The 25994-nt window shown below is 74.5% G+C and carries 20 protein-coding genes; 4 read left to right on the top strand and 16 right to left on the bottom strand.

The window, feature by feature from the left end:
* Nucleotides 1–78: 78 nt before the first annotated feature.
* The 3 genes from DMB42_RS25535 to DMB42_RS25525 all read left to right on the top strand — a co-directional run bounded on the left by DMB42_RS25535 (nucleotide 79) and on the right by DMB42_RS25525 (nucleotide 2319).
* Nucleotides 79–939, top strand: coding sequence for a hypothetical protein (locus tag DMB42_RS25535; RefSeq protein ID WP_125637535.1), 861 nt, complete (start codon nucleotides 79–81; stop codon nucleotides 937–939).
* Between the two features lie 198 nt (nucleotides 940–1137).
* On the top strand, nucleotides 1138–1707 hold the full coding sequence (locus tag DMB42_RS25530) for a GrpB family protein (protein WP_221762325.1): 570 nt from the start codon (nucleotides 1138–1140) through the stop codon (nucleotides 1705–1707).
* A gap of 60 nt (nucleotides 1708–1767) precedes the next feature.
* Nucleotides 1768–2319, top strand: a complete 552-nt coding sequence (locus DMB42_RS25525) for a Pycsar system effector family protein (protein ID WP_125637534.1) — start codon at nucleotides 1768–1770, stop codon at nucleotides 2317–2319.
* Here the strand turns inward: DMB42_RS25525 and DMB42_RS25520 are convergent.
* From DMB42_RS25520 to DMB42_RS25450, 15 genes are all read right to left on the bottom strand, one after another.
* Nucleotides 2294–3247, bottom strand: a complete 954-nt coding sequence (locus tag DMB42_RS25520) for a lipopolysaccharide assembly protein LapB (protein ID WP_125637533.1) — start codon at nucleotides 3245–3247, stop codon at nucleotides 2294–2296. The genes DMB42_RS25525 and DMB42_RS25520 overlap by 26 nt on opposite strands.
* Nucleotides 3248–3412: 165 nt before the next feature.
* Nucleotides 3413–4117 (bottom strand): Crp/Fnr family transcriptional regulator, encoded by a 705-nt coding sequence (locus tag DMB42_RS25515; protein ID WP_185844860.1) that lies wholly within the window; start codon nucleotides 4115–4117, stop codon nucleotides 3413–3415.
* Nucleotides 4118–4132: 15 nt separating this feature from the next.
* Nucleotides 4133–5428 (bottom strand): hypothetical protein, encoded by a 1296-nt coding sequence (locus DMB42_RS25510; RefSeq protein WP_125637531.1) that lies wholly within the window; start codon nucleotides 5426–5428, stop codon nucleotides 4133–4135.
* Between the two features lie 49 nt (nucleotides 5429–5477).
* Entirely contained in the window at nucleotides 5478–6173 is a 696-nt protein-coding gene (locus DMB42_RS25505) for a VWA domain-containing protein (RefSeq protein WP_125637530.1), read from the bottom strand.
* Nucleotides 6174–6214: 41 nt separating this feature from the next.
* Nucleotides 6215–7369 carry a hypothetical protein gene (locus DMB42_RS25500; RefSeq protein ID WP_125637529.1) on the bottom strand — a complete coding sequence of 385 codons (1155 nt, stop codon included), beginning with the start codon at nucleotides 7367–7369 and terminating at the stop codon, nucleotides 6215–6217.
* Nucleotides 7370–7400: 31 nt separating this feature from the next.
* Complete coding sequence (locus tag DMB42_RS25495) at nucleotides 7401–8204, bottom strand: protein phosphatase 2C domain-containing protein (protein ID WP_185844859.1); 804 nt, start codon at nucleotides 8202–8204, stop codon at nucleotides 7401–7403.
* 104 nt (nucleotides 8205–8308) lie between these two features.
* Nucleotides 8309–9616 (bottom strand): hypothetical protein, encoded by a 1308-nt coding sequence (locus tag DMB42_RS25490; protein WP_125637527.1) that lies wholly within the window; start codon nucleotides 9614–9616, stop codon nucleotides 8309–8311.
* Nucleotides 9613–11745, bottom strand: coding sequence for a hypothetical protein (locus tag DMB42_RS25485; RefSeq protein ID WP_125637526.1), 2133 nt, complete (start codon nucleotides 11743–11745; stop codon nucleotides 9613–9615). Before DMB42_RS25485 ends, DMB42_RS25490 begins: the two co-directional genes overlap by 4 nt.
* Entirely contained in the window at nucleotides 11742–12482 is a 741-nt protein-coding gene (locus DMB42_RS25480; RefSeq protein ID WP_125637525.1) for a hypothetical protein, read from the bottom strand. The genes DMB42_RS25485 and DMB42_RS25480 overlap by 4 nt, the downstream gene beginning before the upstream one ends.
* 3 nt (nucleotides 12483–12485) lie before the next feature.
* Nucleotides 12486–14168 carry a hypothetical protein gene (locus DMB42_RS25475; RefSeq protein ID WP_125637524.1) on the bottom strand — a complete coding sequence of 561 codons (1683 nt, stop codon included), beginning with the start codon at nucleotides 14166–14168 and terminating at the stop codon, nucleotides 12486–12488.
* Nucleotides 14168–15961, bottom strand: a complete 1794-nt coding sequence (locus DMB42_RS25470; RefSeq protein WP_125637523.1) for a GTPase domain-containing protein — start codon at nucleotides 15959–15961, stop codon at nucleotides 14168–14170. Before DMB42_RS25470 ends, DMB42_RS25475 begins: the two co-directional genes overlap by 1 nt.
* Nucleotides 15958–16968: a hypothetical protein gene (locus DMB42_RS25465; protein WP_125637522.1), complete on the bottom strand. Its 1011-nt coding sequence runs from the start codon at nucleotides 16966–16968 to the stop codon at nucleotides 15958–15960. The genes DMB42_RS25470 and DMB42_RS25465 overlap by 4 nt, the downstream gene beginning before the upstream one ends.
* Nucleotides 16968–19160 carry a hypothetical protein gene (locus DMB42_RS25460; protein WP_125637521.1) on the bottom strand — a complete coding sequence of 731 codons (2193 nt, stop codon included), beginning with the start codon at nucleotides 19158–19160 and terminating at the stop codon, nucleotides 16968–16970. Before DMB42_RS25460 ends, DMB42_RS25465 begins: the two co-directional genes overlap by 1 nt.
* Nucleotides 19157–22288 carry a tubulin-like doman-containing protein gene (locus DMB42_RS25455; RefSeq protein WP_125637520.1) on the bottom strand — a complete coding sequence of 1044 codons (3132 nt, stop codon included), beginning with the start codon at nucleotides 22286–22288 and terminating at the stop codon, nucleotides 19157–19159. The genes DMB42_RS25460 and DMB42_RS25455 overlap by 4 nt, the downstream gene beginning before the upstream one ends.
* A 19-nt stretch (nucleotides 22289–22307) precedes the next feature.
* Nucleotides 22308–24683 (bottom strand): vWA domain-containing protein, encoded by a 2376-nt coding sequence (locus tag DMB42_RS25450; RefSeq protein ID WP_125637519.1) that lies wholly within the window; start codon nucleotides 24681–24683, stop codon nucleotides 22308–22310.
* A 483-nt stretch (nucleotides 24684–25166) separates the two neighbouring features.
* On the opposite strand from DMB42_RS25450, the gene DMB42_RS53410 reads away from it, so the two are divergent.
* Nucleotides 25167–25367, top strand: a complete 201-nt coding sequence (locus DMB42_RS53410) for a hypothetical protein (RefSeq protein ID WP_185844858.1) — start codon at nucleotides 25167–25169, stop codon at nucleotides 25365–25367.
* A 272-nt stretch (nucleotides 25368–25639) separates the two neighbouring features.
* Here DMB42_RS53410 and DMB42_RS25440 read toward each other — a convergent pair whose 3' ends face one another.
* Complete coding sequence (locus tag DMB42_RS25440; protein WP_125637518.1) at nucleotides 25640–25990, bottom strand: MmcQ/YjbR family DNA-binding protein; 351 nt, start codon at nucleotides 25988–25990, stop codon at nucleotides 25640–25642.
* Nucleotides 25991–25994 lie beyond the last annotated feature (4 nt).

Below are 25994 nucleotides of genomic sequence, written 5' to 3'. Positions count from 1 at the left end.
TGTGGGTTCTCCTGTGTTTATACCCGCTTTCGTTTGACGGTCAAGAGGCGGACGGCGCAATCTGGTAGTTATAGGCGGGTGCGAATCAAGCCCATGGCCGCCGTGGCGGCGGTCGTCCCCTTCGTCGCCCTGGCCACGCCCGCCCACGCCGCGGTCGCCCGGGCGGTCCCGGTCCCCGCGGGCACCACGGCGGCATGGGTGGTGTTCGACAGGAAGGCCGGCAAGATCGTCGCCACCAGGTACGCCCACCGCAAGTTCCGCTCGGCCTCGGTCGTGAAGATCCTCATCGCCATCGACTACCTGGAACGGCGCAAGAGCGTGCCCGCGGCCGACGCCCGGCTGCTGAAGGTCATGCTGCGCTCCAGCGACGACGACGCGGCCTCGGCGTTCTGGGACCGCGGCGGCAAGGGCCAGATCATCGTGCGGACGGCCCGCAAGCTGGGCCTGTCCGACACCACCCCGCCGCCCGCCTCCAAGCCCGGCTTCTGGGGCTACACCTCGCTCAGCGCGTACGACGTCGTGCGCACCTACCGCTACCTACTCGACAGCGCCGACGCCCGGGTACGCGACCTCATCCTCGGCCACCTGCGCGCCTCCACGCCGTGCGGCACCGACGGCTTCGACCAGACCTTCGGCATCCCGCGCGCGGTGCCCCGGCCGTGGGCGGTCAAGCAGGGCTGGTCCGGGTTCGGCGCGACGCCGCCGGGCAAATGCGACGCCAAGTCCATGGCCGCGCCCGTCTCGTGGATCGCGCAGCGCGCCACCGGCTCGGGCGTGCCCGACTACGGGCGGCCCGTGCTGCACACGACGGGCCTGGCCGGCGCCGGCGACCGCCTCGTCATGGCGGTGCTCACCGCGCACCCGGCGGGCAGCACGTGGAGCGCTTCCGTCAAGCGCGTCACCGACCTGACGGCCGCCCTGCACCGCTCGGTCTCATGACCGTCGTGAATTGATTTCGCAACGCCGAACAGGCCCGCCGGGAAATCGTTCCCGCGGGCTGTCGGCCGCTCTCCCGCCGGGCCATTAAGGCGAGAGAAACCCCAGGTGGCAAGGGTGCGGACGTGATTGGCTGACAAATATCAATGGCGCGACAAAGAGCCTCTAGGTCGGCCGCGAATATGGCGATACAATTGCCCTGTGCCTAGCGTGGACATCGCGAGGAATAATCCTGACTGGGAATCCGCCGGAAAAGCGCTCGCCGCCGGGCTGCTCGACGCGCTGACGCCGCCGGCGCTCCGGGTGGAGCACATCGGCGGCACCTCCATCCCCGGCATGGACGCCAAGCCGATCTTCGACCTCCAGGTGAGCGTGCCCGACCTCGACGCCGCCGAGGCGGCACTGGCGGCGGCGCTGCCCCCGCTGGGCTTCGCCGACACCACCTACTTCCACGACCACGTCCCGGCGGGCTCGGCCGGGCCGCCCGAGATGTGGCGCAAGCGGCTCTGGATGCGCCGCGGCCACACCGGTCCCGACGTCAACCTGCACATCCGCCAGGCCGGAGGCCCCGGCGAACGGTTCGCCCTGCTGTTCCGCGACTGGTTCCGCGCCCATCCGGCCGCCGTGCCCGCCTACGCGGCGTTCAAGCGGGCCCTGGCCGAGGCGGTGACCGGCAACGCGGCCTACACCGAGACGAAGAACCCGGTCGTCGACCTGGTCGTCGCGACGGCCGAGGACTGGGCGGCCCGTACCGGCTGGAAAGTGACCTAGAGCCGTGCCGAGCCCTCGAAGCCCCGGCGGCCGTTCCCGCTCCTCCTCGGGGACGTGCCCATGAAGCGCGCCCCCGTCAGGAAGCCTCCGCTCCTGCCCGTCGCACCGCAGGCCGGGCCGGGCGCCGACGACGCCTGGAAGACGCTCACGCTCGTCATGGACCTGGTCAAGCACGCCGAGACCAAGGCGGGACTCACCCTGGCCTCGGCGGGGGTCGTCGGCGGCGTCGTCTACACGCTCATCAGGGGCGTGCCCCGCATCAGCGCGGCCTTCGGTCTCACGGCCGGGGCCTGCGCGCTGGCCGTCGCCGTGGCCGCCGTCGCCGCCGCGCTGGCCCTGATCCCCAGAGTGCGCAGCGAGCCCACCAACCCGCTGCACTACCACCACGTCGCCACGCGCTTCGGCACCCGCCCCGAGACGTACGTGGGCGAGCTCGGCGGGCTGGTGGGCCGGCCGGACGCGCTCGTGCCCGCCATCGCCCACCAGGTGTGGGCCAACTCCCGGGTGGCGGAGAAGAAGTACCGCTGGGCCGGTGTGGCGCTCGGCGCGCTGCTGGCCGGTCTGGCGATGCTCACCGTCACGGCCGTCATCGCGGTGCTGCAGAACCTCTGACCGCCGCCGGGCCGGGCGGCAGCTCCAGCAGCTCCCGTACCAGCCGGGCCAGCAGCCCGCCGTCGTCCAGGAGCTCGGCCCCCGCCGCCAGGTAGTGGCGGGCGGCGGCGGGCCGGCCCGCCAGCCGTTCCAGCCGGCCGAGCTCCACATAGGCCGTGGCCTCCTGCGGCGCGTGGTCGATCAGGTACGTGAACGTCAGCCGCGCCGCCTCCGCCTCGCCCGCGTCGGCCTGGGCGCGGCCCAGCCGCAGCAGGGTGGAGGGCGAGGGGCCCGGCCGGGTCCGCACCAACTCCTCCAGCGAGGCGACCCCGCCGGAGGCCCCGCCCTCCTGCGCCGGACCGGACCGGCCGGCCGGCGTACGGTCCGACACCCACACCCACGCGGTCGCCGAGAAGTCGCGGTCCCGGATCGAGCCGTCCACCTTCCAGAACTCGTCGGGACGCAGGGAACGGAAGCCGTGCCGGATCACGTCCTGGTAGAGGTGGTCGGAGACGATCACCGCCAGCTCGGCCACCGGATGGTCCACCAGCACGGACTTGACCACGGGGGCGTCGAGCAGCCGGAAGCACTCGATGATCGCCGGGCCGCTGAACCCCGTGGGCCCGGTGGACACCACGCCGTTGGTCAGCGACAACCGCAGCCGGATCCGCGCGCCGTCGCTCAGCAGCCGGTTCTCCTGCCGCAGCGCGACGGTCAGCCCGTGCACCAGCTCGGGGATCACCGCCGTCTCGTCGATGTCGCTCGGCGGCATGATCAGCACGCCGTCGCCGCTGCTCTGCACGATCTCCTCGGGCAGCCCGGCGGCCCGGCAGGCCGCGTACACGACCGTGACCAGGCTCTGCTGGGCGCGGATCTGCTCGGGCACGGGCCGTCCGCTCCAGCCCTTGATGTCGACGGCTCCGCAGAGCACCCTTCGCGGCGATGACATGTGCTTCCTCTCCGGTCGGCGGTCGAGGTCATTGTCCGGGGGCCCCGCGACCGCCAACCCCTACTGGTGCGGGGAAGGCGGCCGGGGCAGCGGCGATCCTGGTGGGGAACCCGTCCCGCCGCACAGGGGCCGGCGGGACGGGCCCCGGGCCGCCCCCGCCGGCGCTCATCGTGGGGGAGTGCCGAGGAGGTGGTCCGGGGCGTCCATGTCGGCCAGCGCGGCCAGCCCGGCCACGTCCAGGATGACCACCCGGCCGCGCCGGCTGACGACCAGCTCCTTCATGGCGGCGATGGCCTTCTGCACCGTTCCCTCCTTCGCGCCGATGAGCATGGCCAGCTCGGCCTGGCGCAGGTCGGCGGCCCAGTGGCCGCCCACCACGCTGGCCGAGCGCTGCACCTGGTAGAGCACGGCGCGGGCGAGCCGCTGGTCCACCTCGTAGCCGGCCGCGTCCGCGCGGAAGATGTTGGCCTGCCGCAGCCGCTCGGCGGTGTTGGCGGTCAGGGCCACCGCGGCGCTCGGCTGCGTGCCGACGAAGTGCTTGAACGCCTCCCCGGCCACCACCAGCAGGGTCGCCGGCACCCGTACGGTCACCGTGGCCGTACGCGGCATGTCGCCGAACACCGCCATCTCGCCCAGGATGTCGCCGGGATGGCGGATGGCGAGCAGGGTCTCCGCGCCGTTCTCGACCGTTGCGTGCACGTTGACCCGGCCGGTGAGCAGCAGGAAGACCGCCTCGCCCGGATCGCCCTGGTGGACCACGGCCTGCCCCGAGCCGTACGTCTTGACGCGGCCCAGCCGCAACAGCGCGTTGCGGGTCGGCCCGTCCAGCGCGCCGAGGAAGGAGGTCCTGGGCCACAGGTCAGGAGGCATGCGCATCACCTCGGGTCACGCGGGTGGGGGGCGGGGGGCGTGCGTCGTCCAGGGGGATGCCGTCGGATCCAGGCCGTTCTCCTGGAGAACCTTGATTATGACGTCGCCGCCCTCCCAGGATGCGGCACCTGTGCAAACTTCCCGGAGGAAGTCCTTTCTGTCCTCGCCGGAAACCCGGATCAGGGCGGTGCCCAGCAGCCGCCGGGCCGTCTGGAGGTCCCTGCGCCGGGCCGCGCGGAACGCCAGCGACACCAGAGGCAGGACGCTGCGGGGATCGGCCTCGGCCGCCTCGTTGAGGAAGGCGTCGGCGACGGCGGGGTCGCCCAGCGCGCTGCGTACGCACGACAGGTCCAGCAGCAGCGCGCAGGTCAGCCTGGCCGCCTTCGCCGACGGCTCGGGACGGGCCCGGACCAGGCGCAGCCCCTCGGTGAGGTAGACCAGCGCGCGGTGCGTACGGCGGCGTTCGAGCTCCAGGCGCCCGAGCCGCTGGCACGCGGCCGCGCACAGCGGCCTGCGGGCCAGCAGGAACGTCCACGTCTGGGCCGCGGCCTCGACGTCGCCGAGCCGCCGGTGGCAGTCGCCGAGCCGCAGCAGCGACTCCTCGGCGTCCGGGCCGTCCGCGCCGGGCAGCAGCCGCAGTGCCTCCTCCAGGTCGAGGATCGCCTGCCGGTACTCGCCCCGCCCCAGCAGCAGCCCGGCCCGCGCCGCCAGCTCGCGGGCCGGCGGGCGGGACGGCCCCGAGGCGGCGGCGGCCCCCCGGCCGGGGGCGTGCAGCCAGGCGACCGAGGGCGCGCCGCGGCCGAGCCGGACGGGACGGTAGTCCTCGGGCCGGTGCTCCAGGAGTCCCCCGACCACCACGTTCTGGAAGAAGGAGTCCGAGGCGACCACGGTCAGGTCCGTCGCCGGGACGCCGTCCGCCGCGGCCCCGACCGCCTCGCTGTCCAGCAGGCGCAGGCACTCGGCCACGGCGTGACCCGCGATCCCCGGCGGCAGGACCAGCCCGCGGGCCAGCGCCAGCCGGAGCCGGACCCCGGGCCCGCGGCCGCGGTTGGCCTCGTCGAGCGCGGCCCTGACCTCCCGCAGCAGGCGGGGGAGCACGGCCGCCGAGTCGGCGCCGCCGGGCAGCAGCAGATGCACGCCGTGGGCGGCGGCCCCGTCCGCAGGGCCGCTGGCGGCCTCGTGCACGGGCCGGCCGCCGAACCGCGAGGCGGCGCCGAACGCGGCGGCCAGCGCCGTCCCGAGCCGGGCCCGTACGGCGGCCGGCCCGGGGGCACGCCCGTCCACCTCGGCGGTCACGCACACGCCGTCCACGCGAGCCTCCCGTCCGGCCGGGGACACGGCCCGTCAGCACGCCACGTCATCAGAACTCGACGTGGTCAAGGGGGACCTCGCGGAACCCGGCGACCCGCTCGGGGATCTGCAGCGCGTCGCCGGCGGCCGTGGCCACCAGGGAGTTGAGCATGGTGTTCAGCGTGGAGGTGATCGCCTCGGTGTCGGTCGCCGCGCCGGGCTCGGCGATGAACGCCGCCACCGTGGCCATACGCCGGAGCACCGCCTCGACCGCCTCGCCGAACCCGTAGGTGATGACGTGCGGGTGCGGACGCCACCGCGGGTCGGTCAGCGACTCGAACGCGTCGACCCACCGCTGCGCGGGGTTGTCGGCGGGCGCGCCGTCGGTCAGCAGGAACACCACCGGCCGCAGCGGACGCACCCCCCGCGTGGTCAGCCCGGACAGGTCGAGCTCGATGCGGTCGCGCAGCGTCTCGAACAGCGGTCCGAAGTACGTGGACCCGCGGCACTCCACGACCGGCAGGCCGGTCAGCCCCGAGATCTCCGTCATCGCGAGCACCACGTGCGGCCTGGTGCTGAAGGTGAGGATCGACAGGTGGACGAACTCGGACACGCGGGGGCTGGAGTAGAGCGTGTTGACGATGTCCTCAAGGGTGCGGTTGAGCAGGCTCTCGTGCGGCTTCATGGACTTCGATACGTCGAGCACCAGGTAGGTGGGCAGGCCCTGCGGGCCGGCGTGGGCCCTGGCGGGGCTCGGATCGTTCACGGTGGCTCCACATCTGATGACATTGGGGACGGCGGACCGGCTCAGGCGAACAGGGACGCCACGAGCCCGGCGCCGGCGAGCAGGACCAGGACGGCGAGGCAGGCCACGATCACCACGGGCAGCAGCCGCTCCGGCCTGAAGGCCCCGCCGATGGGCGGCGCGGTCCGGTGCTCGGGTGGCGGTGGCCGGTGTTCAGGTGGGGTGGCCCGCTCACGGGAGGTGCCCGTGACGGGGCTGTGCGGCGGGCGCGGGGCGGGGACGCGGACGAACTGGTCCGGATGCGCCGCCTCCAGCAGCGGCAGCAGGTCGGCGACCGGCGGGCGCAGCGCCGGGTCGGAGCCGGTCAGCGACCGGTGCAGCGCACGGCCGAGCGGCCCGTCGCGTACGGTCAGCGACCGGTGCAGCGCACGGCCGAGCGGCCCGTCGCGTACGGCCGGCGGCAGCGCGGCGTGCGCCGCCTCCGGATCCGGCCCCCGCACCCCGGTCAGGCAGCGCAGGATCAGCACGGCCAGCTTGTACCGATCCGTACGGACGGTCAGCCGGTCACCGGGCGCCACGCGCGGGTCGTCCCACATCTTGGATTCCACCCACGGCCGGTCGGACAGCCCGCACGAGTCCACGTCGATGACGAACACCCGGCCGCTGCGGCGCGTCCAGAAGGCGTTGGCGTAGGACCAGTCGCCGTAGACGACGTCGTGCCGTTCCAGCAGGGCGCCGACCGCGGCCAGGTTGCGCGCGACCGACAGCCGCTCGGCCGGGCCGGGCGCCTCCCAGCCGCGCCGGGCGAAGAACGCCGGATCGGACTGGACGAGATGATCGACCTCAAGGAGCCGGACCGTCGTCGACCCGGAGATCATCCGCATCGGCACGCTGAACTCCGCCGGCGCCCTGGCGATGACGACCCCGGCCGTCCTGGCGCCGTCCACGACCCGGGTGACCGGCCAGCAGACACTCCGGTCGACCAGCGCCCGGTCGGCCGCGGGCATCCCGGCCGGCAGCGCGATCAGCCGTTCCAGCACGCCGGCGGCCTCGGCCGGGCGCCCCGGACGGTAGAGCTTCACCAGCCAGCCCGGATGGTCCGCGCACTCGTAGACGATCTCCGACTCGCCGTTCTCGGCGGCGATCACCGTTCCGCGCGCGGCGACCTCGCGAAGCGGCGTGACGGCCTCGAACGGGCTGTCCGACCACGCCCTCACGACCCGCACCTCCCTTCCTCGGACGTCCCGTTCATGAGGCGCACCACACGACGACGGCGGTGCGGTCGTCGAGCCGGCCGGGGGACTCGAAGCCGACGTCCCCCAGGAACTCGGCGATGTGCGGCGGCGCGCTCCACCGGCCGGCGAACCAGCGCGCCAGGGGATCGCCCGCCAGCACGTCCCCCAGCCCGTCGGTGGCCAGCGCCAGCACCGCGCGCGGCGCGAGCTCGACGGTGACGCTCGTGACCTGGTCGGGGTGGAAGGGCAGGAACTCGGTCAGCCGGCCCGCGTCGAGCCCCGCCTTCTCCTCGCCGATCAGCCGCCGCCAGCCCCCGGGCAGCCGGAGCCAGCCGCCGACGTCCGCCAGCGCCATCAACCTGGCCGTACGACGCCCGCCGGGGCCGGGGCTCACCGGGACGACGGCCACCAGCGCCGCCGCCCGCACGTCGTGCTCGGTGACGCCGTGCCGTACGGCCGACCCGGCCATCTGGCGGGCCGCGTCGAGGAAGACGTCGGGGGCGCGCAAGGGTTCGCCGCGGTCCAGGTCCGCCCTGACCCGGCCGACCAGGGCGGTGACCGCCACGTTCGCGCCGAGGTGCGACTGCCTGCTGTCGGACATGCCGTCCGCGAGGGCCACGATGAGGTGGCGCTTGGCGGTGTCCCGGCCCAGGCGGTAGGCGTCCTGCCTGGGCACGGCGGGCTCCGCGCACCGATGACCCGGGCCCACCAGCGACACCGCCCGTACGGTCAGGTCACCGACGCTGACGGCGTCCGCGGCGATCCCGGCCAGGGCCGGTTCGTCCGGCAACCGCCAGGGCAGCCGCGCCGCGGGCACGCTCTCCCGGCCCCGCCCCCGGGCCGCCGCAACCGTCCCCGGGTGGGGAGAAGCGGAGTTCGGCGCCGAGGCCGGAGGCCGGGACCCGCGGAACGGCCAGGGCATCAGGGCTCCCCGACGACGTGCGGACCGCCGTCGAAACCGTCGCCGTAGCCGTCGGCGTGGCCGTTGGCGGCAGGACGGGCGTCGCTGTGGCGGCCGCGTTGCCAGGGCGCCGGGTGCCAGCCGGTGACGTTGTCCACCGACCCGGGCACGACCTGCGACGGGTGCACGTCCTCCGCATCGTCCCGACCGCCGGGGACGTCCGCCGCCGGGGGAGGCGGCTGGAGGGCGTGCCGCGGCTCCCGCGGGCCGATCTGCTCGATTCCGAACGCCCCGATCGGCGCCGCACTGGCGATGCCCTCGATGGGCTCGATGATCAGCTTGCGGATCGTCTCCATCTCCGCTTCCTGGATCATGTCGTTGTCCACGAGCTTGTTGAACAGGTCGATCCGGGCCTGCATGCTCAGCTCCTTGCGCTTGCGGATGTCGCCGATCACGTCGGCGACCCGCTCGGGCGCACGGTGGAGCAGCAGCAGCATCAGGTCGTCCTCGGAGCTGATCTGGTGCCGCAGCCCGGTGATGCCCTCGGCCTCAAGCTGCCCCTCGATCCGGGCGTCCGCCTGGGCCGCCATCCAGCCGGCGGCCTTGCGGTCGTGGCTGACCTGCACGGCGAAGCGGAACAGCGAGATGCCCTCCACGGGATAGTGCTGCACCCGGTCGTGACCGAAGTCGATCATCAGCTGCCGTTCCAGGTCGGCGTCCCGGGTGATGTCGAAGTCCCGGCAGATCGGCGAGACCGCCTCGCGGATCCGCGACTGCACCAGCGCGTTGCCGTCCTGGACCCGGGACGTCACGATCGTGACCGGATCGCTGACCCGCCACCCCACGTCGATCCTCAGCCGGAACCTGGCGGCCCTGGACCTGCTGGCCACCTCCAGGTACAGGGCGCTGTAATGGTCGGCCATGTCCACCTCGTACCGCCAGCGGTAACGGCGGCCGAAGATGCCGGGCGGCTTGGCCAGATGGAAGACCTGGCCGGAGTCGTCGCTGTAGAGCAACGCCCGTCCGGGCTGGATGGGCGCGCGGCCCGCCACCTGGGTCTGCTGTTCGAGGAGGATGAGCGGCACCGGCTTCGGGGCGGGCGCACCCCAGATGTCCTCGGCGGCGCGCCGGGGCAGGTGCTCGCGGGGGCTGCGCGAGTGCGGGGGCACCGGCGGGCCCTGGGGGAGGGGGCCGGTCATCCCGGCCGGGTAGTCCTGCGGGATGACCGGGCCCGGCTGCACCGGCTGGTGCTGCGGAACGGCTCCGTTCCCGGGCAGCGGCTGGGGAGGCACGGGCTGGGGAGGCATGGGCTGGTTCACTGCGGTCATCTCTCTTCTCGGACGAGGCGGAGGACCTCCGCGGCGGCGGCGGGCGCGGGACGCGACCCCTTGGCCCACTTGCCGGCCTCGTGGGCCAGGATCGTGGCGCTGCGCGGGGTCTCCGCGACCGCCTCCATGAGACGGGCGAAGGACCTGCGGGCCAGGGGATGGGCGTCCACGCTGTGGGCCCACTCGGCGAGGATCTCCTTGGCGTGCGGGTTCAGGTGGGGGGCGGTGACGGCGTCCCGCCACAGCGAGGCGATCTCCCGATGCCGTACGGGATTCCGCGTGGCGATGTAGAGCAGCGCCGGCCAGGTGACGCCGGAGACCTGGCGCACCAGGTCGGCCGCGGCCAGCAGGAACGCCAGGCGCGCGATCGGCTTGCGCGAGCTCTTGCCGAGCCAGCCCAGCAGGAGCGCGGGCGCCTCCAGGCGTTCGCCGTCGACCTCCCACATCTCGGTGAGGCTGTTGCAGATCGCCGTCATCACGCCCAGGTCGGCGGAGGAAGTCAGCTCCTCCAGGGCCTTCATGGCCGCGGCGGGGCCGGCCGCGTCGTACTCGATCCGCCAGCACCGGGCCGCGGTCGCCTGCAACTGCGGCGACTCGTCCGCCGACCAGGCCCGCACCAGGTTCCGTACGGGCGGCCCGAGGTCCGGGTCGGCCATCGCGGCGTGGCGCAGGGCCCGGGCCGCGGCGTCCCGCAGGTCGGGATCGTCGCCCTCCGCCCACGGCCTGATCACCAGGGCCCGGACGTGGTCGAAGGACCGGGCGCCGAGCACGCCGGTGGCGACCGCCGCCCGCACCCGGACCGACTCCAGCTCGTGCCGCGCGCACACGCGCAGCCAGGCCAGCAGGGTGGGCCGCGCCTGGTCGTACTCGTTCCAGAAGTAGACCAGGTACTTCTGCTGGAAGCCCGGGTCGCGGTAGCGCACGGCCTCGGTGGGCGCGCCGCCGTGCCGGGTCTCCACCGTCGCGCGGACCACGTGGGCGCGCAGCGCCCGCAGCCTGGCCCGCTTGCGGGCGACCAGCGGGGCGTCCCTGGCCGGCTCCGCGCTCTGCAGCGGCCGTTCCGGCTCCAGGCTCTCGCGCATCAACTCGGCTGCGGCCGACACCGTCTCGTACGGCTCGCCGCCCAGCACCGCGACGGCCACGGCCATGCTCTGCGTGGGCAGGTCCGGCAGCCCCTCGGCCCACCTCTCGAACTCGGCCGCGTCCAGCATCGCCAGCCGGTCGCCCACGGTCTCGGCCAGCGGCTCGCCCGCCTTGTACGCCTCCGCGGCGTACGTCGCGATCAGCGCGGCATGCCCTGGGGAGGAGTTCCTGGCCAGCTCGCTCCGCAGCAGGTCCATCATCGCCCGGTCGCCGAACACCTGCTCGACGGCCTCGTCGTCGAGGTCGCGGCTCAGGTGGCGGAAGAAGACCTCCACCCGGTCGGTCACCTCGCCCAGCTCCATGACCAGCGCGCCGACCCCGGCCCCGGTGATCCGGCCACCGGCCGACATGGTCACGATCAGCCGGGCGTCGGCGCGTTCGAACACGTCGGCCAGCTGGTCGAGGTCGTCGGCGGTGAGCTGACGGCAGGCGGCGCCCGGCAGGTCGGCCAGGATGTAGCCGCACCCCTTGGCCAGTACGTCGGAGGTGAGCGCGCTCAGCCTGGTGCCGGCGTGCAGCCGGTAGACGGTCGCGCAGCCGAGCAGGAGCCTGGTGGCCGCCATGCACTTGCCGCTGCCGGGGTCGGCGCGGATGAACAACACCCGGCGCGCGCCGGCCGCGGCGACCAGGTCGCCGAAGTCCGCCGGGGCGACGAACCGCTTGTCGGCGTGCTCCAGGTCGGCCGGGCCCAGCTGCCACACGCGCGGCGCGTCCCTGGCCGCCGACACCGCGTGGTAGTTGATGTAGAGGTCCCGGCCGGCCGCCTGGCCGGCGCGCACGTTCGCGCCGCCGAAGCTGGAGAAGGCGTCCGCCTCGGTGTCCAGCCGGTCCTGCACGACGCCGGGGGTGGCGGCCCTGGCGGAGATCTCGCGGCCCAGGTCGTGCGGCTTGCGCTCGCCGCGCTCGCCGGGCTCCGGATCGTTGTCGGAGCCCTGAGGGTCCGGGGTCTTCGGCTCCTCGGGGTTCGGCGGTTCCTTGTCACTCATGCCCTGTCTCCGAAGTGGTTGTTGATGTCGCGGCCGGCCACCTGGCCGGCGATGATGTGCGCGTCCGCGAACGGCCCGCCCGCCGGACGACCACCGGAGGCGGCGCCGGGCTCGGGCGCGGGTTCGGGCTCGGGAGTGGGCTCGGGAGTGGGCGGGGCTTCGGGCCAGGGGTCGCCGCCCGGCAGCCACAACCACGCCCGCCGCCCTCCTCCCGCGTCCACCTCGCGCAGGTCCCGCTGCTCCAGCGAGGTGAGCTGCCCGGCGACGGTGTCCTCGACGACGCCCGCCGACATGATCACGACCAGCTCGGCCGTGCCCCGCTCCAGGACGTCCCGCGCCGCGGCGCACCCGGCCAGCTCCCTGGCCACCACCGGGCCCGGCCCGGCGAACCCGCCGGCCGCGTCCCCGGCCGTCATGCCGAAGTGGATCGCCAGGCGCAGCCGCAGCCGCCCGTCGGCCGCGGTCAGCCGGTTGTGCTCGCGCACCGCCGCCCGCACCTGGTGGACGAAGCCGTCGCAGACCACCGACTCGGGCTCGCCGGGCGGCAGTACGGCCAGTTCGCCCCCGACCTCCCCGGCCCGGCCCCAGGACGGCCGGTCGAGCCGGGCCCGCCCGGCCGCCACGTCCAGCGTCTCGCGCAGCCCCTCCCGGATCAGCTCCTGCATCCTGGCCGTACGCGTGCCGTAGCCGTGCGCCCGCACCGCGAGCACCAGCCTGCGTTCGAAGTCGTGGCCCATCGCTCACCACCACGCCAGGGCGGCGCTCAGTACGACCACGGCCAGGACCAGGCCCCCCAGCAGCCAGCGCGGCACCCGTACGGGCCGCCGCCAGGCGTCGGAAAGCAGACCGGGCGGCGCCTGGACGGGCTGCGGCGCGGACGGGCGCGCGGCTGTCTCGTGACGCGGCTCGGCCAGCCGGATCAGCAGCTCGGGCACCAGCCGGTCGGCCAGGACGGCGGCCTCGCGCGGATCGGACAGCCGCGCGTAGATCAACGCTCCCGCCCGGGCCCAGACCCCGGCGTCGTCCTCCCGCGACAGCCGCCCGGCCAGCCAGCGCATCGGCTGCCCGCTGTCCAGCCGCGTGCCGAGCAGCGGTTGCAGCAGGCCGGCCAGCCGCGAGGCCGCCAGCTCCCGGTAGTGGCCGGTCAGCCGGTCGGCGTACCAGTCGACGTGGTTGAGGTACTCGACGATCTGCCCCGACTCCGCCTCCGGCACCCGCACCCGGCGGCCGGCGGCGGCGCAGATCCACTCCACGAGCTGGAAGAAGCCGTCGTCGTACTGCGTGGGCAACATCCGGTACAGCTCGGCCAGCAGCTTTCCGTCCATGCCGTCCGTCTCTTCCGTGCCGTCATCGGCGGCGGGCGGGGCGCTCACCGGCTCGGTCGCGCCGGGCACGCGGTGCACGGCGGGCGGCGCGGGCCGCTGCACCGGGAACACGTAGGCCGACACGGACGGCTCGGCGTACTGCCGCAGCGACAGGGCCGTCGCCTCCAGCCGGGCCTCCAGCGTGCGGTACTGCGACACGACCGGGCCCAGCCGCTCGGCCAGGCCCGTCCCGCCGAGCTCGTTGTAGGCCCTGACCAGGCAGCGGGCGACCCTGGCGCACTCGTCGGCGGGCGCCTCGGCCTCCTCCCACAGGGCGATCCTGTTCTCCTCCCGCGGCTGGGTGGGCGGCGCGCCGGCGTGCGCGTGCGCGGCGCGGAAGACCAGGTGCGGCTGCAGGCCGCCGCGGTCGTCGCCCTGCGCGGGCTCGTACGTGGAGAACGACGGCCGCCAGGCGCAGCCCGTCCCGCGCAGCAGCACGGCAGCGGTGAACCGCAGCCCCCGCAGGTAACCGCCCTGGACGGGCGCCTGGAGGTCGGCGGCCGGGAGCATGGCCGCGAGGGGCCGTTCCGGCTGCCTCAGCACGGCGGCCACCAGGGCGGACAGCCCCCGCACCGGCTGCGGCCGGTTGCCGGCCCGCGCGCGGAAGGCCCGGAGCAGCTTCTCGTGCTCACCGGCCGGGAGCCGGGCCAGCGTCCGGCCGTAGGTCACCTGGCCGGGCGGGTCGCCGAGGCGCAACGCGTCCAGGCCCTGCCACAGGCACGCGAGCGCCAGGTCGATGCCCACCGTCGCGTACGGCCCGATCAGCGCGCGCGCCACCTGGGGATGGCGTCCGCCGCCCGCCCGGGGCGAACCCGCCGACAGGGCGACCGCGTCGGGGTCGGACGAACGCTCGATGATCGTGGCCAGCCCGTCGCCCGGCAGGACCAGGTAGACCAGGCTGCGATGCCCGGACGCCACCCCCTGGGGCAGCGTGGCCATCGGCAGGATCAGGTGGGCGGCGTGACGGATACGCGGATCCTCGGTGGAGTACGCGACCGGCCCGAAGTCCTTGCCCGGCTGCCAGCGGAACTCGACCTGGTCGACTGACGTCGCGTTCATCAGATTCCGATCCTCCGGGCTTCCGGTGAGGTGAGCACGCCGGTCATCGCCATGAGGGCGATCAGCGGATTGAGCACGCGGCAGGGCCGCACGCCGCGGACGAACGTCTTGTCCGCCACGGTGTCCGAGCCGGCCGCCGAGGCCACGTGGAAGGTGGCCCGGCGGCATTCCCGGTAGGGCCGCGTCCAGGCGTCGGCGTGCCTGGCCTGGAGGTAGGCGTAGACGTCGGCGCTCTCCCGCAGCGAGGAGTCCGGGTCCAGCACCCGGTCCGGCTGCCGCAACCACGACGCGATCGGGTCCTCGAAGCGCAGCAGGTCCGCCTTGCCCAGCACGATCGCCGTGCTCAGCTCCGCCAGGCGGCCCGATGCCTGCAGCAGTTCCAGCACGGTGGCGAAGGTGCGGTCGCCGAGCTCGTCCCGGCCGAGGTCGGCGGCGTTCACCACGAAGATCAGCCCGTCGGCCACGTCGAGGAAGCGGCGCGCCGACTCGATCTCCAGCAGGTCGCCGCCCGCCACGTCGAACAGCGCGACCGGGCGCCCACCGCCGCCCGCCTCGCGCACCATGAAGATGTCCACCAGGCCGACGGCACCCGGCCGGGTGTGCTCGACCACCCGCGAGTCGTTGAGGAACGGGCTGACCTGCTCGTCGACCAGGCTCTGGTGGCCCGCCAGGCTGATCGCCTGGTGGCTCAGGCCGGGGCCGAGGCCGTGCTTCTCCAGCTGCGCGATCATGGAGATCAGCAGGTGGGTCTTGCCGGAGTTGGTCGCGCCGACGAACCCGTAGACCGACGGCGTGCCGTGCTGCCCGTAGGCGAGCGGGAGATAGTGCGCCGCCCCGGGCCCGGCCTCCTCCGGTCCCGCGCAGCGGACGAAGGCCGTACGCCGCAGCACCGCCCGCTGGGCCGGGCTGGCGCTGTCGGGGATCGTCAGCGTGACGTACGCGCCCTCGCCGCGGTCGTAGCGGTAGAGCTCGCGCTCGTCCCACGTCAGGGTGGCGGCGCAGATCGGGCACGGCACCAAGGGGCCCGCCGGGGCCGGGGCGGCCGGCCGGGCCGGTGGGGAAGAGGGCATGGGCGCTCCGTTGGCTCTGCGGGCGTAGTCGGCGACCAACCGGCCCGCGACGCTGTCGTAGACGGGATGCGCGGCAAGCGTGCCCGCGCGCTCGCTGAAGCGGATGAACAGCCCCGGATGGCCGGGCGGCCTGGCCCGGTCGTCGAAGGTCTCGAAGGCCGGCGGCCGGTCGGTCCGTACCGGCTCGTCGGACACGAGCCCGCCGACGATCGCGTCCAGCCCCCACAGCAGCGGGTACGCGCACTCCGACGGAGGCAGCTCGATCAGGTCCTCCTCACCGGCCAGCACGTGCGACAGCAGCGGCACGAGCTGCGCCAACGCCTCCGGCGAGCGGGACTCGGCCGCCAGCCCGACCCGGTACGGCTCGATGCCGCGCCGCGTGAGCGGCAGCAGCCGCTCCCCTTGCACGCCCAGCCACTGCCAGTCGCGCACCTCCAGCGCGAGCCGGGGCGTGAGCAGCGCGGGCGCGCTCACCAGCAGCCGGGCGAGCGCGCTGTGCCCCCCGTGCGGCTGCTCGCGCCGCACCAGCACCGCGTGCCGGCCGAAGACGCCGTAGAAGTGGCTGACCTCGCACGAGCCGCCGGGGTCGGTGCGCAGCCAGTGCTCGACCCGGCGGTGGAGCCGTCTGAGCTCGTCCGGCGCCAGCGTGGAGGCCGTGGGGCCGAAGGCCGGGCCCGTCGCCAAGCGCTGCCACCCGTAGGTGACCTGGTGCAGGATGCTCATCTGCGCCGCCTCCACGGCCGTCCGCGCCGGGACGGCTCATCAGGGGTGGTGGGGCCCGCGGGGGCCGGCCAGGCGGGCTCCGGCTCGGCCGCGGGCACGGTCTGCGGATGCTTACGGGCCCGCAGCGCGAAGAAGTCGGCCCGGCCCCGCTCCAGCGCGACGTCGGGCGACAACCCGCGCGGCACCGGATCGGCCGCGTCCAGCCGCCGCAGCAGCTCGCGCACCGACGGACGCCCCTCCGGTGGGCCGAAGACGCCCTGGAGCAGGCGCGCCAGGTCGGGCGGGGCGTCGGCCAGGTCGGCCCGTTCGGGGGCGCGGCCGGTCGCCACGCAGAAGATGAGCCGTCCCGCCGCCCAGACGTCGTCGTCGCCGGTCACCACGCCACCGGCCTGGCCGGGCCGCTGCTCGGGCGCCCACCACGGCGGCGCGCCCGCCACCGACCGGGGCGTCCCGGCCGGCGCGGCCTCGGTGAAGCCGGTGATCTGCGCGCAGACGGTGTCCCAGTGGACCGTCTCGGGCGACAGCGCCCGGTGGGCGATCCCGGCGGCGCTCGTCCAGCGCAGCCCGGTCAGCAGGCTCCGCTGGAAGGGCAGGCTCTCGCTGGGCAGGATCCGGCCCAGCGTGCCGCCGACCGGCCGGCCGCGGTAGGGCGCGAGCAGGACGAACGGCAGCTCGCCGTCCGCCTCGTAGCCGATCAGCCGGGAGACCTTCGCGGGGTACGGCCCCGCCCCGCAGAGCCTGCTCAGCCGCAGCCCCGCCAGGATCTCGTTGTCGAGCGCGTCGTACCCGGCGCCCGGCCCCGGAGCCGCCGGGCCGACATGACGGGCCTCGTGCCGCCCGCCGTCGGCGTAGGACAGGGTGAGCAGGCAGGAACGCAGCGGCGGCGCGGGCTGGAGGGGGTCCTCGCGGCGGTCGGTCACGGTGGCCTCGACGGGGACGCCGTGGCGGTCGCGGAAGCGCAACACCGTTCCCGGCCGGGTCGTCGGCGGTTCCGGAAGGATGGTCATCAGTCGCCCTCCCGTCCGGTCTCCGGCTCGTCCGCCCACGTCCGGCAGGCGACGCCCGGCCGTACCGGGAGCAGGCGCAGCGTCCCGGCGTGCCGCGCCGAGGGCACCCACACCGTCCCGGCGGGCAGCGACTCCCGCATGGCGGCGCGGCAGCGGCGCGGGGCGAAGCGCACCACGCCGGGCGGCCCGCCGCCGACGTCCAGCAGCGACAGGTCGCGGGCCAGGCAGAGCTGCCACATGACGGCCGACGGATCCTGCGCCGCGGCCGCCGCCAGCTCCGACAGGTCCTCCTCCGGCGCGACGTCCCCGGCCTCGACCGCCCACTCCGTCGCGAACGGCGGCGGATCGTCCATGCCGTGCTCGGCGACGTGCTTCTCCCACACCGAGAACAGCTCCGCGGCCCGGTCGCCGGCCCGCCCGGCGTGCTCGGCGGCCGAACCGGAGGCCAGCCCGCGCAGCGCCGGCTCGGCCGCCTCGCGCACCAGTCCGGCCAGGAAGTGCTCGACCCGCCGGTCCCGCCGCCCGGGGACGACGTCGTCCGCGGAGCCGTCCGGCGGGCGGGTGCGTTCGGCGGACACGGCGCCCACCTGGGCGAGCGCGGCGCTCACCCGGGCGGCCGCGTCGGCGGACTCGACCCGCGCCCCCGCCCGCGTCCATTCGCGGACGGCCAGACCGGCGACCGCGAGCAGGTCGTCGACCGCCTTCCCGGCCTCGCCGAGCCGGCGCGCCGCCACCCAGGCCGCCGTACGCCGCCGCCAGGAGCCGCGTACCGTCCACACCGCGCCGGCCAGCGCCACGATCAGCACCAGCGCCCACATCGGCTGCGGCAGCACCCCGGCGGCCTCCAGTGCCGCGCCGGCGACACCGCCCACGACACCGCCCACGGCGGACGCGGCGGCGTTCGCGGCGAGGGAACCGACGTGCCCGCGCAACCGCCCGCCGGGCCCGCGCAGCACGGTCAGCGCGACCGACAACGTCCAGAGCAGCGCCATCACCAGCCCGCTGGCCACCCCGAACGGGGTGAGCCCGGCCAGCGCCGCGCTCACCAGGCCCACGGCCGGCAACCACGGCTGCGGGCCCGCCATCGGCTCCGGCTCGCGCAGCCCCGCCACCAGCGCGTCCGGGCAGACCTCCCGCAACCTGGGCACGAGCGACCGGCTGCCGCGCGGCATGAGCCGCGCCTGCCACCGGTCCAGGCCCTCGATCAGGCGCGGCAGCGGCGTGTCGGCCTCCAGCCCGGCGTCCAGATACCGGCCGATCGCGGCGCGGACGCGGCCCGCGTCGAACTCCTCCGGCTCGCCGGGCACGATCCCGGCCGCGGCGACGGCCGCCCGATGCCCGGCGTCGAGCCTGGCCGCGCTGTGGGCCGCCGTGAACAGCTCCTCCAGCCGCTCCCGCAGCAGCCCGAGCGCCTGCCCGGCGACGGTCGCCGCCGTCGCGGCGGGCACCGGCCCGGCCATGAGGGACACGTCGTCGCCCAGCTCGTCGCCCAGGGTGGCGGCCTCGTCCACGGCCGCCCGCGCCTGGGCCACCAGGCCCGCCAGCACACCGTCGGGGACCGGCCGCAGCGGCCGCGCCGGCGGCTCCCCGGCCGCCGCGGCGGCGGGCTCGGGGACGTCGGCGGCGTCGGCGGCCGGCAGGCGCGCGTCGGCGGCCAGCAGGCGGGCGCCGGCGGCGGCGAGCGCCTGGCGGAAGTCGCCGCCGCCCTCACCCGTCCAGGCCAGCCTGATACCCGGGTTGGCGACCAGGCCGGGCATGCGCTCGACCACGCGCAGGGTCTCGCGGAACACCTCGCCCAGCGACAACACGTCGAGCAGGCGCAGCAGGCCCGCCTCGGCGCCCTCCGCCCGGTCCCGCCGCACCGCGGGCGCCGCCGCGGCCGCCCGCCAGTCGATCCCGTACGGATCGGGCACCCACAACACCCCGGCCGCCTGCGCCAGGCTGCCCGGCAGCGCGATCCGCCCCGGTTCGTCCCGTGCCCTGCCCACCACCACGCACAACACCTCGTCGGTGTAGCGGGAGGACAACAACATCTCGTAGGCGCTGCGGTGCCGGGCCAGGGCCGCGACGTCGTCCACCACCAGCAGCGACGTCAGGTCCTCCCGGCCGGCGGCCGACAGCAGCGCCGCCACCTCGCCGACCGCGCCCTCGCCGAGACCACGCAGGCTCAGCCGGACGACCCGCCCGCTCACGCGCCGCCTCCCGTCCGCCGCTTGTACGCCTCGTACAGGGCGTGCAGGTTCTCCCGCGTGGCGCCCGGCAACTCGAACGAGAAGGCCATCGCCGCGGGCAGGGTCTCGTGCCAGAACCGGCGCAACATCCGGGCCCGCGCCCGGTTCGCCGGGGCGATCTCGACCAGCATCCGGTCCAGGCAGTCGACCTGCTCCGCGGCCATGCCGACGACCAGCTCGAACAACTTCGACGGCGGATGCGTGCCCTCGTCCAGCTTGTACGGCGCCGCCTGCATGAGCTGCGCGCAGAACACCCGCGCGGCGTCGTCGTTGTCGGCCAGCGTCCACAACTCGTACGCCTGGAGCAGGCTGCCCCACGAGGAGGCGTCCTCCAGCGCCTTCAGGCCGAGCGACATGGCCACCTCGTTGAGCCGCACCTCCGCCTGGGACGGCGAGGCCGGGTCGCCCAGCACCCGCACGTCGCCGTTCCACATCGCGCACAGCAGCCGGTGCAGGATTTGCACCCGGTGCTCCTCGCGGGTGGCCAGGTAGCCGAAGTCGTAGCCGGTGCGCTGCCGCCAGGGCAGGAAGTCGTCCCGGCGCGGCCGGTGCACCGCGTCCGCCCAGGTCCGCAGCACCTGCCGGACCTCCTTGACGTCCGTGATGCCCATCGAGGAGCGGAACAGCACGACCGAGACGGACTCCGCGGTGGTGCCGCTGAACTCGAAGGTGATGCCGGGCCCCTCGGGAAGCTGCAGCGACGTACGCAGGTAGGAGGCGATGGCCGGGCTCTCGGCGCCCGGGTAGGACACCAGCACCTTCAGCGGCCCGGTGCCCTGCGGGGTGAAGTTGGCCGGCACCAGCCCGGTGAGCCGGCTGCGGAACTCCTCCAGCTCCGCCTCGCCGAACCGCGGCCGGTCCGAGCCCAGCCCGGCCGCCTGGTCGAGCAGGTCGCGCAGCTTGGGCAGCAGCGTCGTCCGGCCCTGGGTCTCCTCCTGGAGGTACGTCTTGACGTCGGTCTTGATCCGCTCGCGCAGCTCGTGGACCGCGCGTTCCGGCGTGGCCTCGATCGACTGGCGGTAGATCCGCCGCCAGCCGTCCTGGCCCATCAGCCGTCGCAGCACCTCGGCGTCGTCCGCGGTCGGCTCGATCATGAGCCGTTCCCTGATGCGGACGACGGCGTTGCGGCAGAACTGCTCCAGGCTGCCCGTCGGCAGGTGGAAGACCACCCCCACCCTGGGCCGGTAGAGATGTTCCGAGCGTTCCCTGAACTGGTCGGGATCCTGCCTGGCCAGGTCGTGCAGCGCCTGGTTGAGCGCGCGCAGGTGGTCCTCGGCCACGCCGAGGGCCCGCTCCCACCGCTGGTGCTGGGACGCCCACGGCTCGGTCCACAACACCCGGCTGCGCCAGCTGTACCAGAGGTCCTGATCCTGGCGCGCCTCCGCGGGGGCGTCGTCGGTCCACTTGACCTTGACCATGCCGAGCGAACGGTCACGCAGCTGCGGCAGCGCGGGCGGGATCTCGCGGAAGCCCGGCGGCGGCGGCGGAGGCATGCTGCGGCGCTGCATCAGCCCCTTGACGCCGAGCTGGTCCACCGGGTCGGCCAGCGAGCCGTGCCCGAAGAGCACCCGCCGCACCCGGAACGGGTCGATCTTGCCGAGCAGCCCGAGCACCGCGCCGCCCGGGTCGAACTGGCTCACCATGGCGGGTACGGACCGGTCGAGCTGGGCGCGCAGCTCGTTCAGCCCGATCCGCATCGCGGCCAGGCGGTCGGCCAGCACCGCCAGCACCTCGCGGGCCCCGGTGGCCGGTCCCGGCTCGGCGTACTCCACCTGCTGGCGGGCGAAGATCTGGTGGATGTGCGAGAGCGTGAAGAACTCCTCGATCAGCGCCCGGTTGGTCTCCGCGCCCGGGACCGGCTCGCGCAGCTCCTCGATGCCGGCCCGCAGCAGCCGGCCAGCCACGACGTCGGCCAGCTCCTCCACCGGCGTGGTCAGCGACGTCACCAGCGCCGTGGACACCCCGCGGTTGCCCACCCCGTTCTCGGCCATGGTCTGCCGCTGGCCGACGGAGTTGATGAAACTGTCGGCGAAGGACTGGTGCTGCTCGCCGTCGCTGCGGACCTTCGGGCTCAGCTCGGTGCCGATCAGCGACATCACCAGCGACACGACCGAACGCCGCAGGTCGCCGGGCTTGGCGCCGGTCGGGCGGGAGAACAGGAACGCGGTCTGGGCGACGCCCGGCCGCATCGCCACCCGCCCCTCCAGCGGGTAGCGCACCGCGATCTCCTCCGGATCGGCCTGGTCGCCCTCGAACCCGGGCAGGTGCCGTACGGCGTCGGCGGTGTTCTGGTGGTCCACGAGCTGGAACATGTCGAGCAGGGCGCGGCCCGCGTTGAGCTCGGCCGGCCGCCCGCCACCCGCGCCCGACTCGAAGGCGGAGGGCATGAGCACCAGCGGATAGATCTTCGGCTTGAGGTCGGTCTCCTGGAACTGCCTGCTGATCAGGTGGAAGTAGTCGTAGAAGATGCCCGCGCCGGTGCCCCCTGCGACGGAGAACGCCACGAAGACGTCCACCGCCCTGGGGTTGATCCTGGCGCCGTCGGCCAGCCGGAACAGGTCGGTGGCCGCCTGGTTGCCCGACAGGTTGCCGATGGCCGCGTCCAGGTCGCGGATCGCGGGGGCGAGGCCGTCGCGGAAGGTCTCGAACAGGGCCGCCCGCCCCACGGTCGGCATCTGCCCGGCGCCCTTCTGCAACGGCAGCACCCGCGGCTCCCCGTGACTGGGCGGCAGCCAGCCGCGGACCGCCTCCCCGGCGGCCAGCCGCAGGTTCACCGCCACCTGGGGATAGGAGTCCACCTGCGGCACCAGGCCGCGTACGTAATGGGCGGTGAGCTGCGCCGTGCGCACGTGCTTCGGGCCGGGCACGACGCTCAGCGGCAGCCGGTCCAGCTCGGCCTGGTTGACGTCGGCGTAGACGAACTGCAGGCAGGCCGGGAGCTGGTAGCGCTGGGCGTCCTCGCGTTTGCGCTGGAAGAGGCTGCCGTCCGGGCCGCAGACCTCCTCGCGCAGCCGGCGTTCCAGACCGGCGCCGATCGCGCAGCCGGTGCCGCCCAGACCGACGAAGAGCAGGGGCTGGTAGAGCTTCATGTGTTGTCTCCTCGCGGCCTCAGAGCCAGGGGCTGTCGTAGTCGGGGGCGGTCCGCTGCCAGGGGTCCTCCCGCTCCACCGGGTCGCCGCCGGGTCCGGGGGGCGGCGCGGCGGCGGTTGGCATGGCGGTGGGCGCTGCGGTGGGCGTCCGGCGGGGCTGGGCGCGCCGGGCCGGGCCGCGCCGCCTGGCCGTGTCCCGGAAGACCAGCCGGTGACCGCTCGGCAGGGGCTCGCTCTCCACGCCGAACCCGAGCGCCTGGCGGTCGCCGTCCGGCGTCTCGACCGTGACGCCCGCGCCGGTCCGGAAGGCGGTGAACACCTGGTCGCTGCCGTCGGGCCTGGGCGGTACGAGCCGAGGGGCGTGGGAGTCGCCGTCCCGTACGGCGAACCGGAAGCGCGGCGACCAGCTGCTGGGCGCCTTCAGGTCGGCGCCGGTGCGCTCGCCGTCGAGCGTCAGCGCGACCGACAGGCCGCGTACGTTCGCCCGGCGGCGGCGGGCGGCGCGGACCAGCAACAACGTCAGGGCCAGCAGCAGGAGCACGATCGCGGCCGCCGCGATGTACCGGCGGTAGGTCTCCCACCAGGTGGGCGGCCGTTCCACCGATACGGTGAGCAGCCCGGCGGCGTACACCGCGCCCTGATCGCCGTCGTCGGCCAGCCGCACCTCCATGGACGTGCCGCCGAGCGCGGCGTCCTTGCCGAAACGGACGCTGAAGTCGGTGGCGGAGTCGCCGGGCGGCACCGTGAACGGGCCGGCGGGTTCGAGGGCCGGAGGAACGCCCGCGACGCCCTGGAACGACAGCCGGACCCGCTTGGGCGCGGCGGAGTCGTTGCGCACCCGCACCAGGCCGTGTACGGCCTCCCCCTGGCGTACGGTGCCGTCGCCGCCGAACTCGATCTGGCCCTGGACGACGGCCGCCGCCGCGCCCACCGTGACGGTGGTCGGCACCCGTTCCGCCCGGATGCCGGTGCCCGAGACGACTCCCGTCAGCGTGACGTCGCCGGGCGCCTGCGGCGCGGTGAGGACACCCGCGTAGCGGCCGTCGTGCTCCTTGTCGTCCGGCGCGCGGCCGTCGTCCCTGACCTGGACGGTCTGCGGCCGCGCCAGGCCGCCGCCGGTCGCGGTGACCGAGAACGTCAGGCCGCGCAGCGCCTCCTCGTCGGTGATCGCGCCCCTGCGGGTGACCAGGGAGAGCCGGATCCTGACCTCCTGCCCTGCACGGGCGGACGGCGGTTCCGGCACGATCGCCGCCTGCACCGCGCCCTGCCACAACGCGGTCGCGCTGACCAGCCGCCGGCTGAGCCGCTCGGGCGCCTTCAGCCGGACCGTCCAGGTGCCGTTGAGCGGGTTGACGATGCGCAGGGCCTCGGTCGCGGTGTTCGCGCCGCTGTGGGCGAAGGTGGAGTCGCCGAGCGTGCCGGTCGTCACCGTACGGCCCTCGGGGTCGACGAACTCGGCCAGCACCCGGGGGTCGCTCTTGCTGACCGTGATGGTGCCGTCGGTGGCGATCAGCGGGATGTCCACCTTCAGCTCGCGGGTCTGGCCGTCCTCGACGGTGGTGGAGTCGGTCGGGGTCAGGCCGGTGCAGGTCGCCGCCGCGTACGCCTCGAACAGCGAGCGCGTGACGTCCCGGTCGTCGCGGACGATGCGCGCCCTGGGCCGGGACTCGGCCCGGTCGTCGCACCCGGCGCGCGACCCGCCGGCGGCGAACCTGTCCAGGTTCTCCTGCGTGACCCCCGCGCCGAACCCCAGCGGCCAGACCTGCACGCCCTCCCGCTGCGTCCGCCCGATCACCTCGCCGAGCTGCTGCGTGGCGCCGTCGTTGCGGCGCTGCCGCACCTGCGGGTCGGTGTCGGAGCCGCTGCCGTACGCGGGGCTGCGCGGCACGTCGAGCCGGCCGTCGGTGAGCAGGAAGACCACCTTCAGCGCGCCGGCCGGCGAGCCCTCGCGCAGCGTCGCCAGCGCCTGCGTCAGCGCCGCCACGTGGTCGGTGTCGTTCCCCTCCTCGTCGGTACGGCGGTGCAGGCCCTTCACGCATTCCGACAGGTACTGCAGGCTGACGCCGTCGCCCGTGACGGTGGGGCGGCAGACCTGGCTCACCGCGTTCTGGCCGGGCCGGCCGTTGTTGCTGCCGAAGCCGATCACGGTGACCCGGCTCTGCGGGTTCAGCACGCTCTGGGCGATCGTGGAGGTGGCCTCGATCTCCCGCGACACGGCGCCGGCGGACAGGCTCCCCGACTCGTCGACCGCGACCACCATGTCCAGGGGCAACGTCTCCGGCGCGGCGGCGGCCGGGCGGGCGGTGAGGGCGTTCAGCGGTGCCGGCAGCGCGAGCACCAGTGCCCCCGCCACGATGAGAGCGCGCGTCGCCCGGCAGCGCAAAGCTGAAGTCATATCCCGAGTCCTTCGATGAAAGGCGTTACGAGGGCGCGAATTCGCCTCGCCCCGTTCGAGACGCGCCGCTCTTCATTTCTTAGGGTCCATGCTGACCGAATTAGATCGCATTTAGGGGGAATTGTTACTTCACTGTGATCCAAGTCGAATTCACCGAATGGGCGTTACCTTTTTGCGGACATTGTCCGAAATGTCGGTAATGTGAATCCGGCTCGGGGTGCGGGTCGCGCCTGGAATGCTGGCGCATGTCGTGACCTGCCAACCCGCAGTGATGCGGGTAAGCGGCGTATGAGGCGAACCGGACAGATTCGGCCGCGATCGGATGTGTTGCCGGTGGTGCCTGAGTGACGGTTGTGACATGCGATGCGTAAAATCCGAATTCAGCAAGTCGTGTTTCCGCATGCTGCTGCCGACATAAATTGAAATATACGGAGATTTGTGGAGTTCGCTACTGCAGGGCGATTTAACCGGAATTAGCCACATATGAGGCTTCGCAACCACCCGACACAAGCCCGCTCGCCGGGGGCACAGGCACAGGCACAGGCACGGGCGGGGGCGCGGGCGCGGGCGGCGGTGCGGGTGCGGGCGGAGGCGGAGGTGCGGGTGCGGGCGGAGGCGGAGGTGGAGGCGCGGGCCCAGGCGGAGGTGCGGGCCGAGGTGCGGGCGCGGGTGGACTCGGGTTAGCCGCTCTTGGCTGTCCAGCCGGCTCTGATCGTCCGCCTTGGCCCCGGCAGGCCGGCCGGCCCGGCGCCGCCTTCGCGTGATCCGTCGGGCGGCAGCTCGGCCATCGCGCTCAGGCGGTACGGGTGAGGCGCGAGCCCGCCGCCACGCGCGCACGCCGACGAGGCCATCGCGCGCACGCGGAAGTCAGCCCACGGCGTTCGGGGAGGAGGGGGAATGCGGGCCGAGGGCTTCGGCGGGCCTGGGGGATATGTCGCTCGGCCGGTAGAGGGGCCTCAGGGGCCGGTCAGGAGTTGCTGTTCCAGGCGTACCTTCTTCGGTACGCACATCCGCCACGCCTCCAGCACCAGCTCCCGCATCTCCGCCACGTCGAGGGCGTCCATGCGGGCGACCACCCAGTGGAAGCGCAGGTCGGACTCCCCGGGCATGAGGAACTTGTCCGGTTCGGCCGCCACCAGGGCCTCGCGTTCCTCCTTCGGGAACCCGAAGCCCATCTGCGTCTCGTCGCGCGAGAACGCCACGTAGACGATCTTCCCCACGCGGAACTTGACCCGGTCCCGGATCAGGTGCTCGGACGAGCGTGGAAGGGTGTGCGCGAAGCGCCGTACGTCCTCGACTGTGACCACACGG

It is taken from the genome of Nonomuraea sp. WAC 01424 (assembly GCF_003947315.1).
Classification (GTDB): Bacteria; Actinomycetota; Actinomycetes; order Streptosporangiales; family Streptosporangiaceae; genus Nonomuraea; species Nonomuraea spiralis.
Note: the sequence above shows the minus strand (reverse complement) of the source record. Positions and strands in the feature narration are given on the sequence as shown.

Bases quoted from the DNA above. Each gene is read 5' to 3' on its own strand.
- DMB42_RS25525 (WP_125637534.1), top strand. From the start codon at position 1,768: ATGAAGCGCGCCCCCGTCAGGAAGCCTCCGCTCCTGCCCGTCGCACCG.
- DMB42_RS25520 (WP_125637533.1), bottom strand. From the start codon at position 3,247: ATGTCATCGCCGCGAAGGGTGCTCTGCGGAGCCGTCGACATCAAGGGC.
- DMB42_RS25515 (WP_185844860.1), bottom strand. From the start codon at position 4,117: ATGCCTCCTGACCTGTGGCCCAGGACCTCCTTCCTCGGCGCGCTGGAC.
- DMB42_RS25490 (WP_125637527.1), bottom strand. From the start codon at position 9,616: ATGACCGCAGTGAACCAGCCCATGCCTCCCCAGCCCGTGCCTCCCCAG.
- DMB42_RS25485 (WP_125637526.1), bottom strand. From the start codon at position 11,745: ATGAGTGACAAGGAACCGCCGAACCCCGAGGAGCCGAAGACCCCGGAC.
- DMB42_RS25480 (WP_125637525.1), bottom strand. From the start codon at position 12,482: ATGGGCCACGACTTCGAACGCAGGCTGGTGCTCGCGGTGCGGGCGCAC.
- DMB42_RS25475 (WP_125637524.1), bottom strand. From the start codon at position 14,168: ATGAACGCGACGTCAGTCGACCAGGTCGAGTTCCGCTGGCAGCCGGGC.
- DMB42_RS25470 (WP_125637523.1), bottom strand. From the start codon at position 15,961: ATGAGCATCCTGCACCAGGTCACCTACGGGTGGCAGCGCTTGGCGACG.
- DMB42_RS25465 (WP_125637522.1), bottom strand. From the start codon at position 16,968: ATGACCATCCTTCCGGAACCGCCGACGACCCGGCCGGGAACGGTGTTG.
- DMB42_RS25455 (WP_125637520.1), bottom strand. From the start codon at position 22,288: ATGAAGCTCTACCAGCCCCTGCTCTTCGTCGGTCTGGGCGGCACCGGC.
- DMB42_RS25450 (WP_125637519.1), bottom strand. From the start codon at position 24,683: ATGACTTCAGCTTTGCGCTGCCGGGCGACGCGCGCTCTCATCGTGGCG.
- DMB42_RS53410 (WP_185844858.1), top strand. From the start codon at position 25,167: ATGAGGCTTCGCAACCACCCGACACAAGCCCGCTCGCCGGGGGCACAG.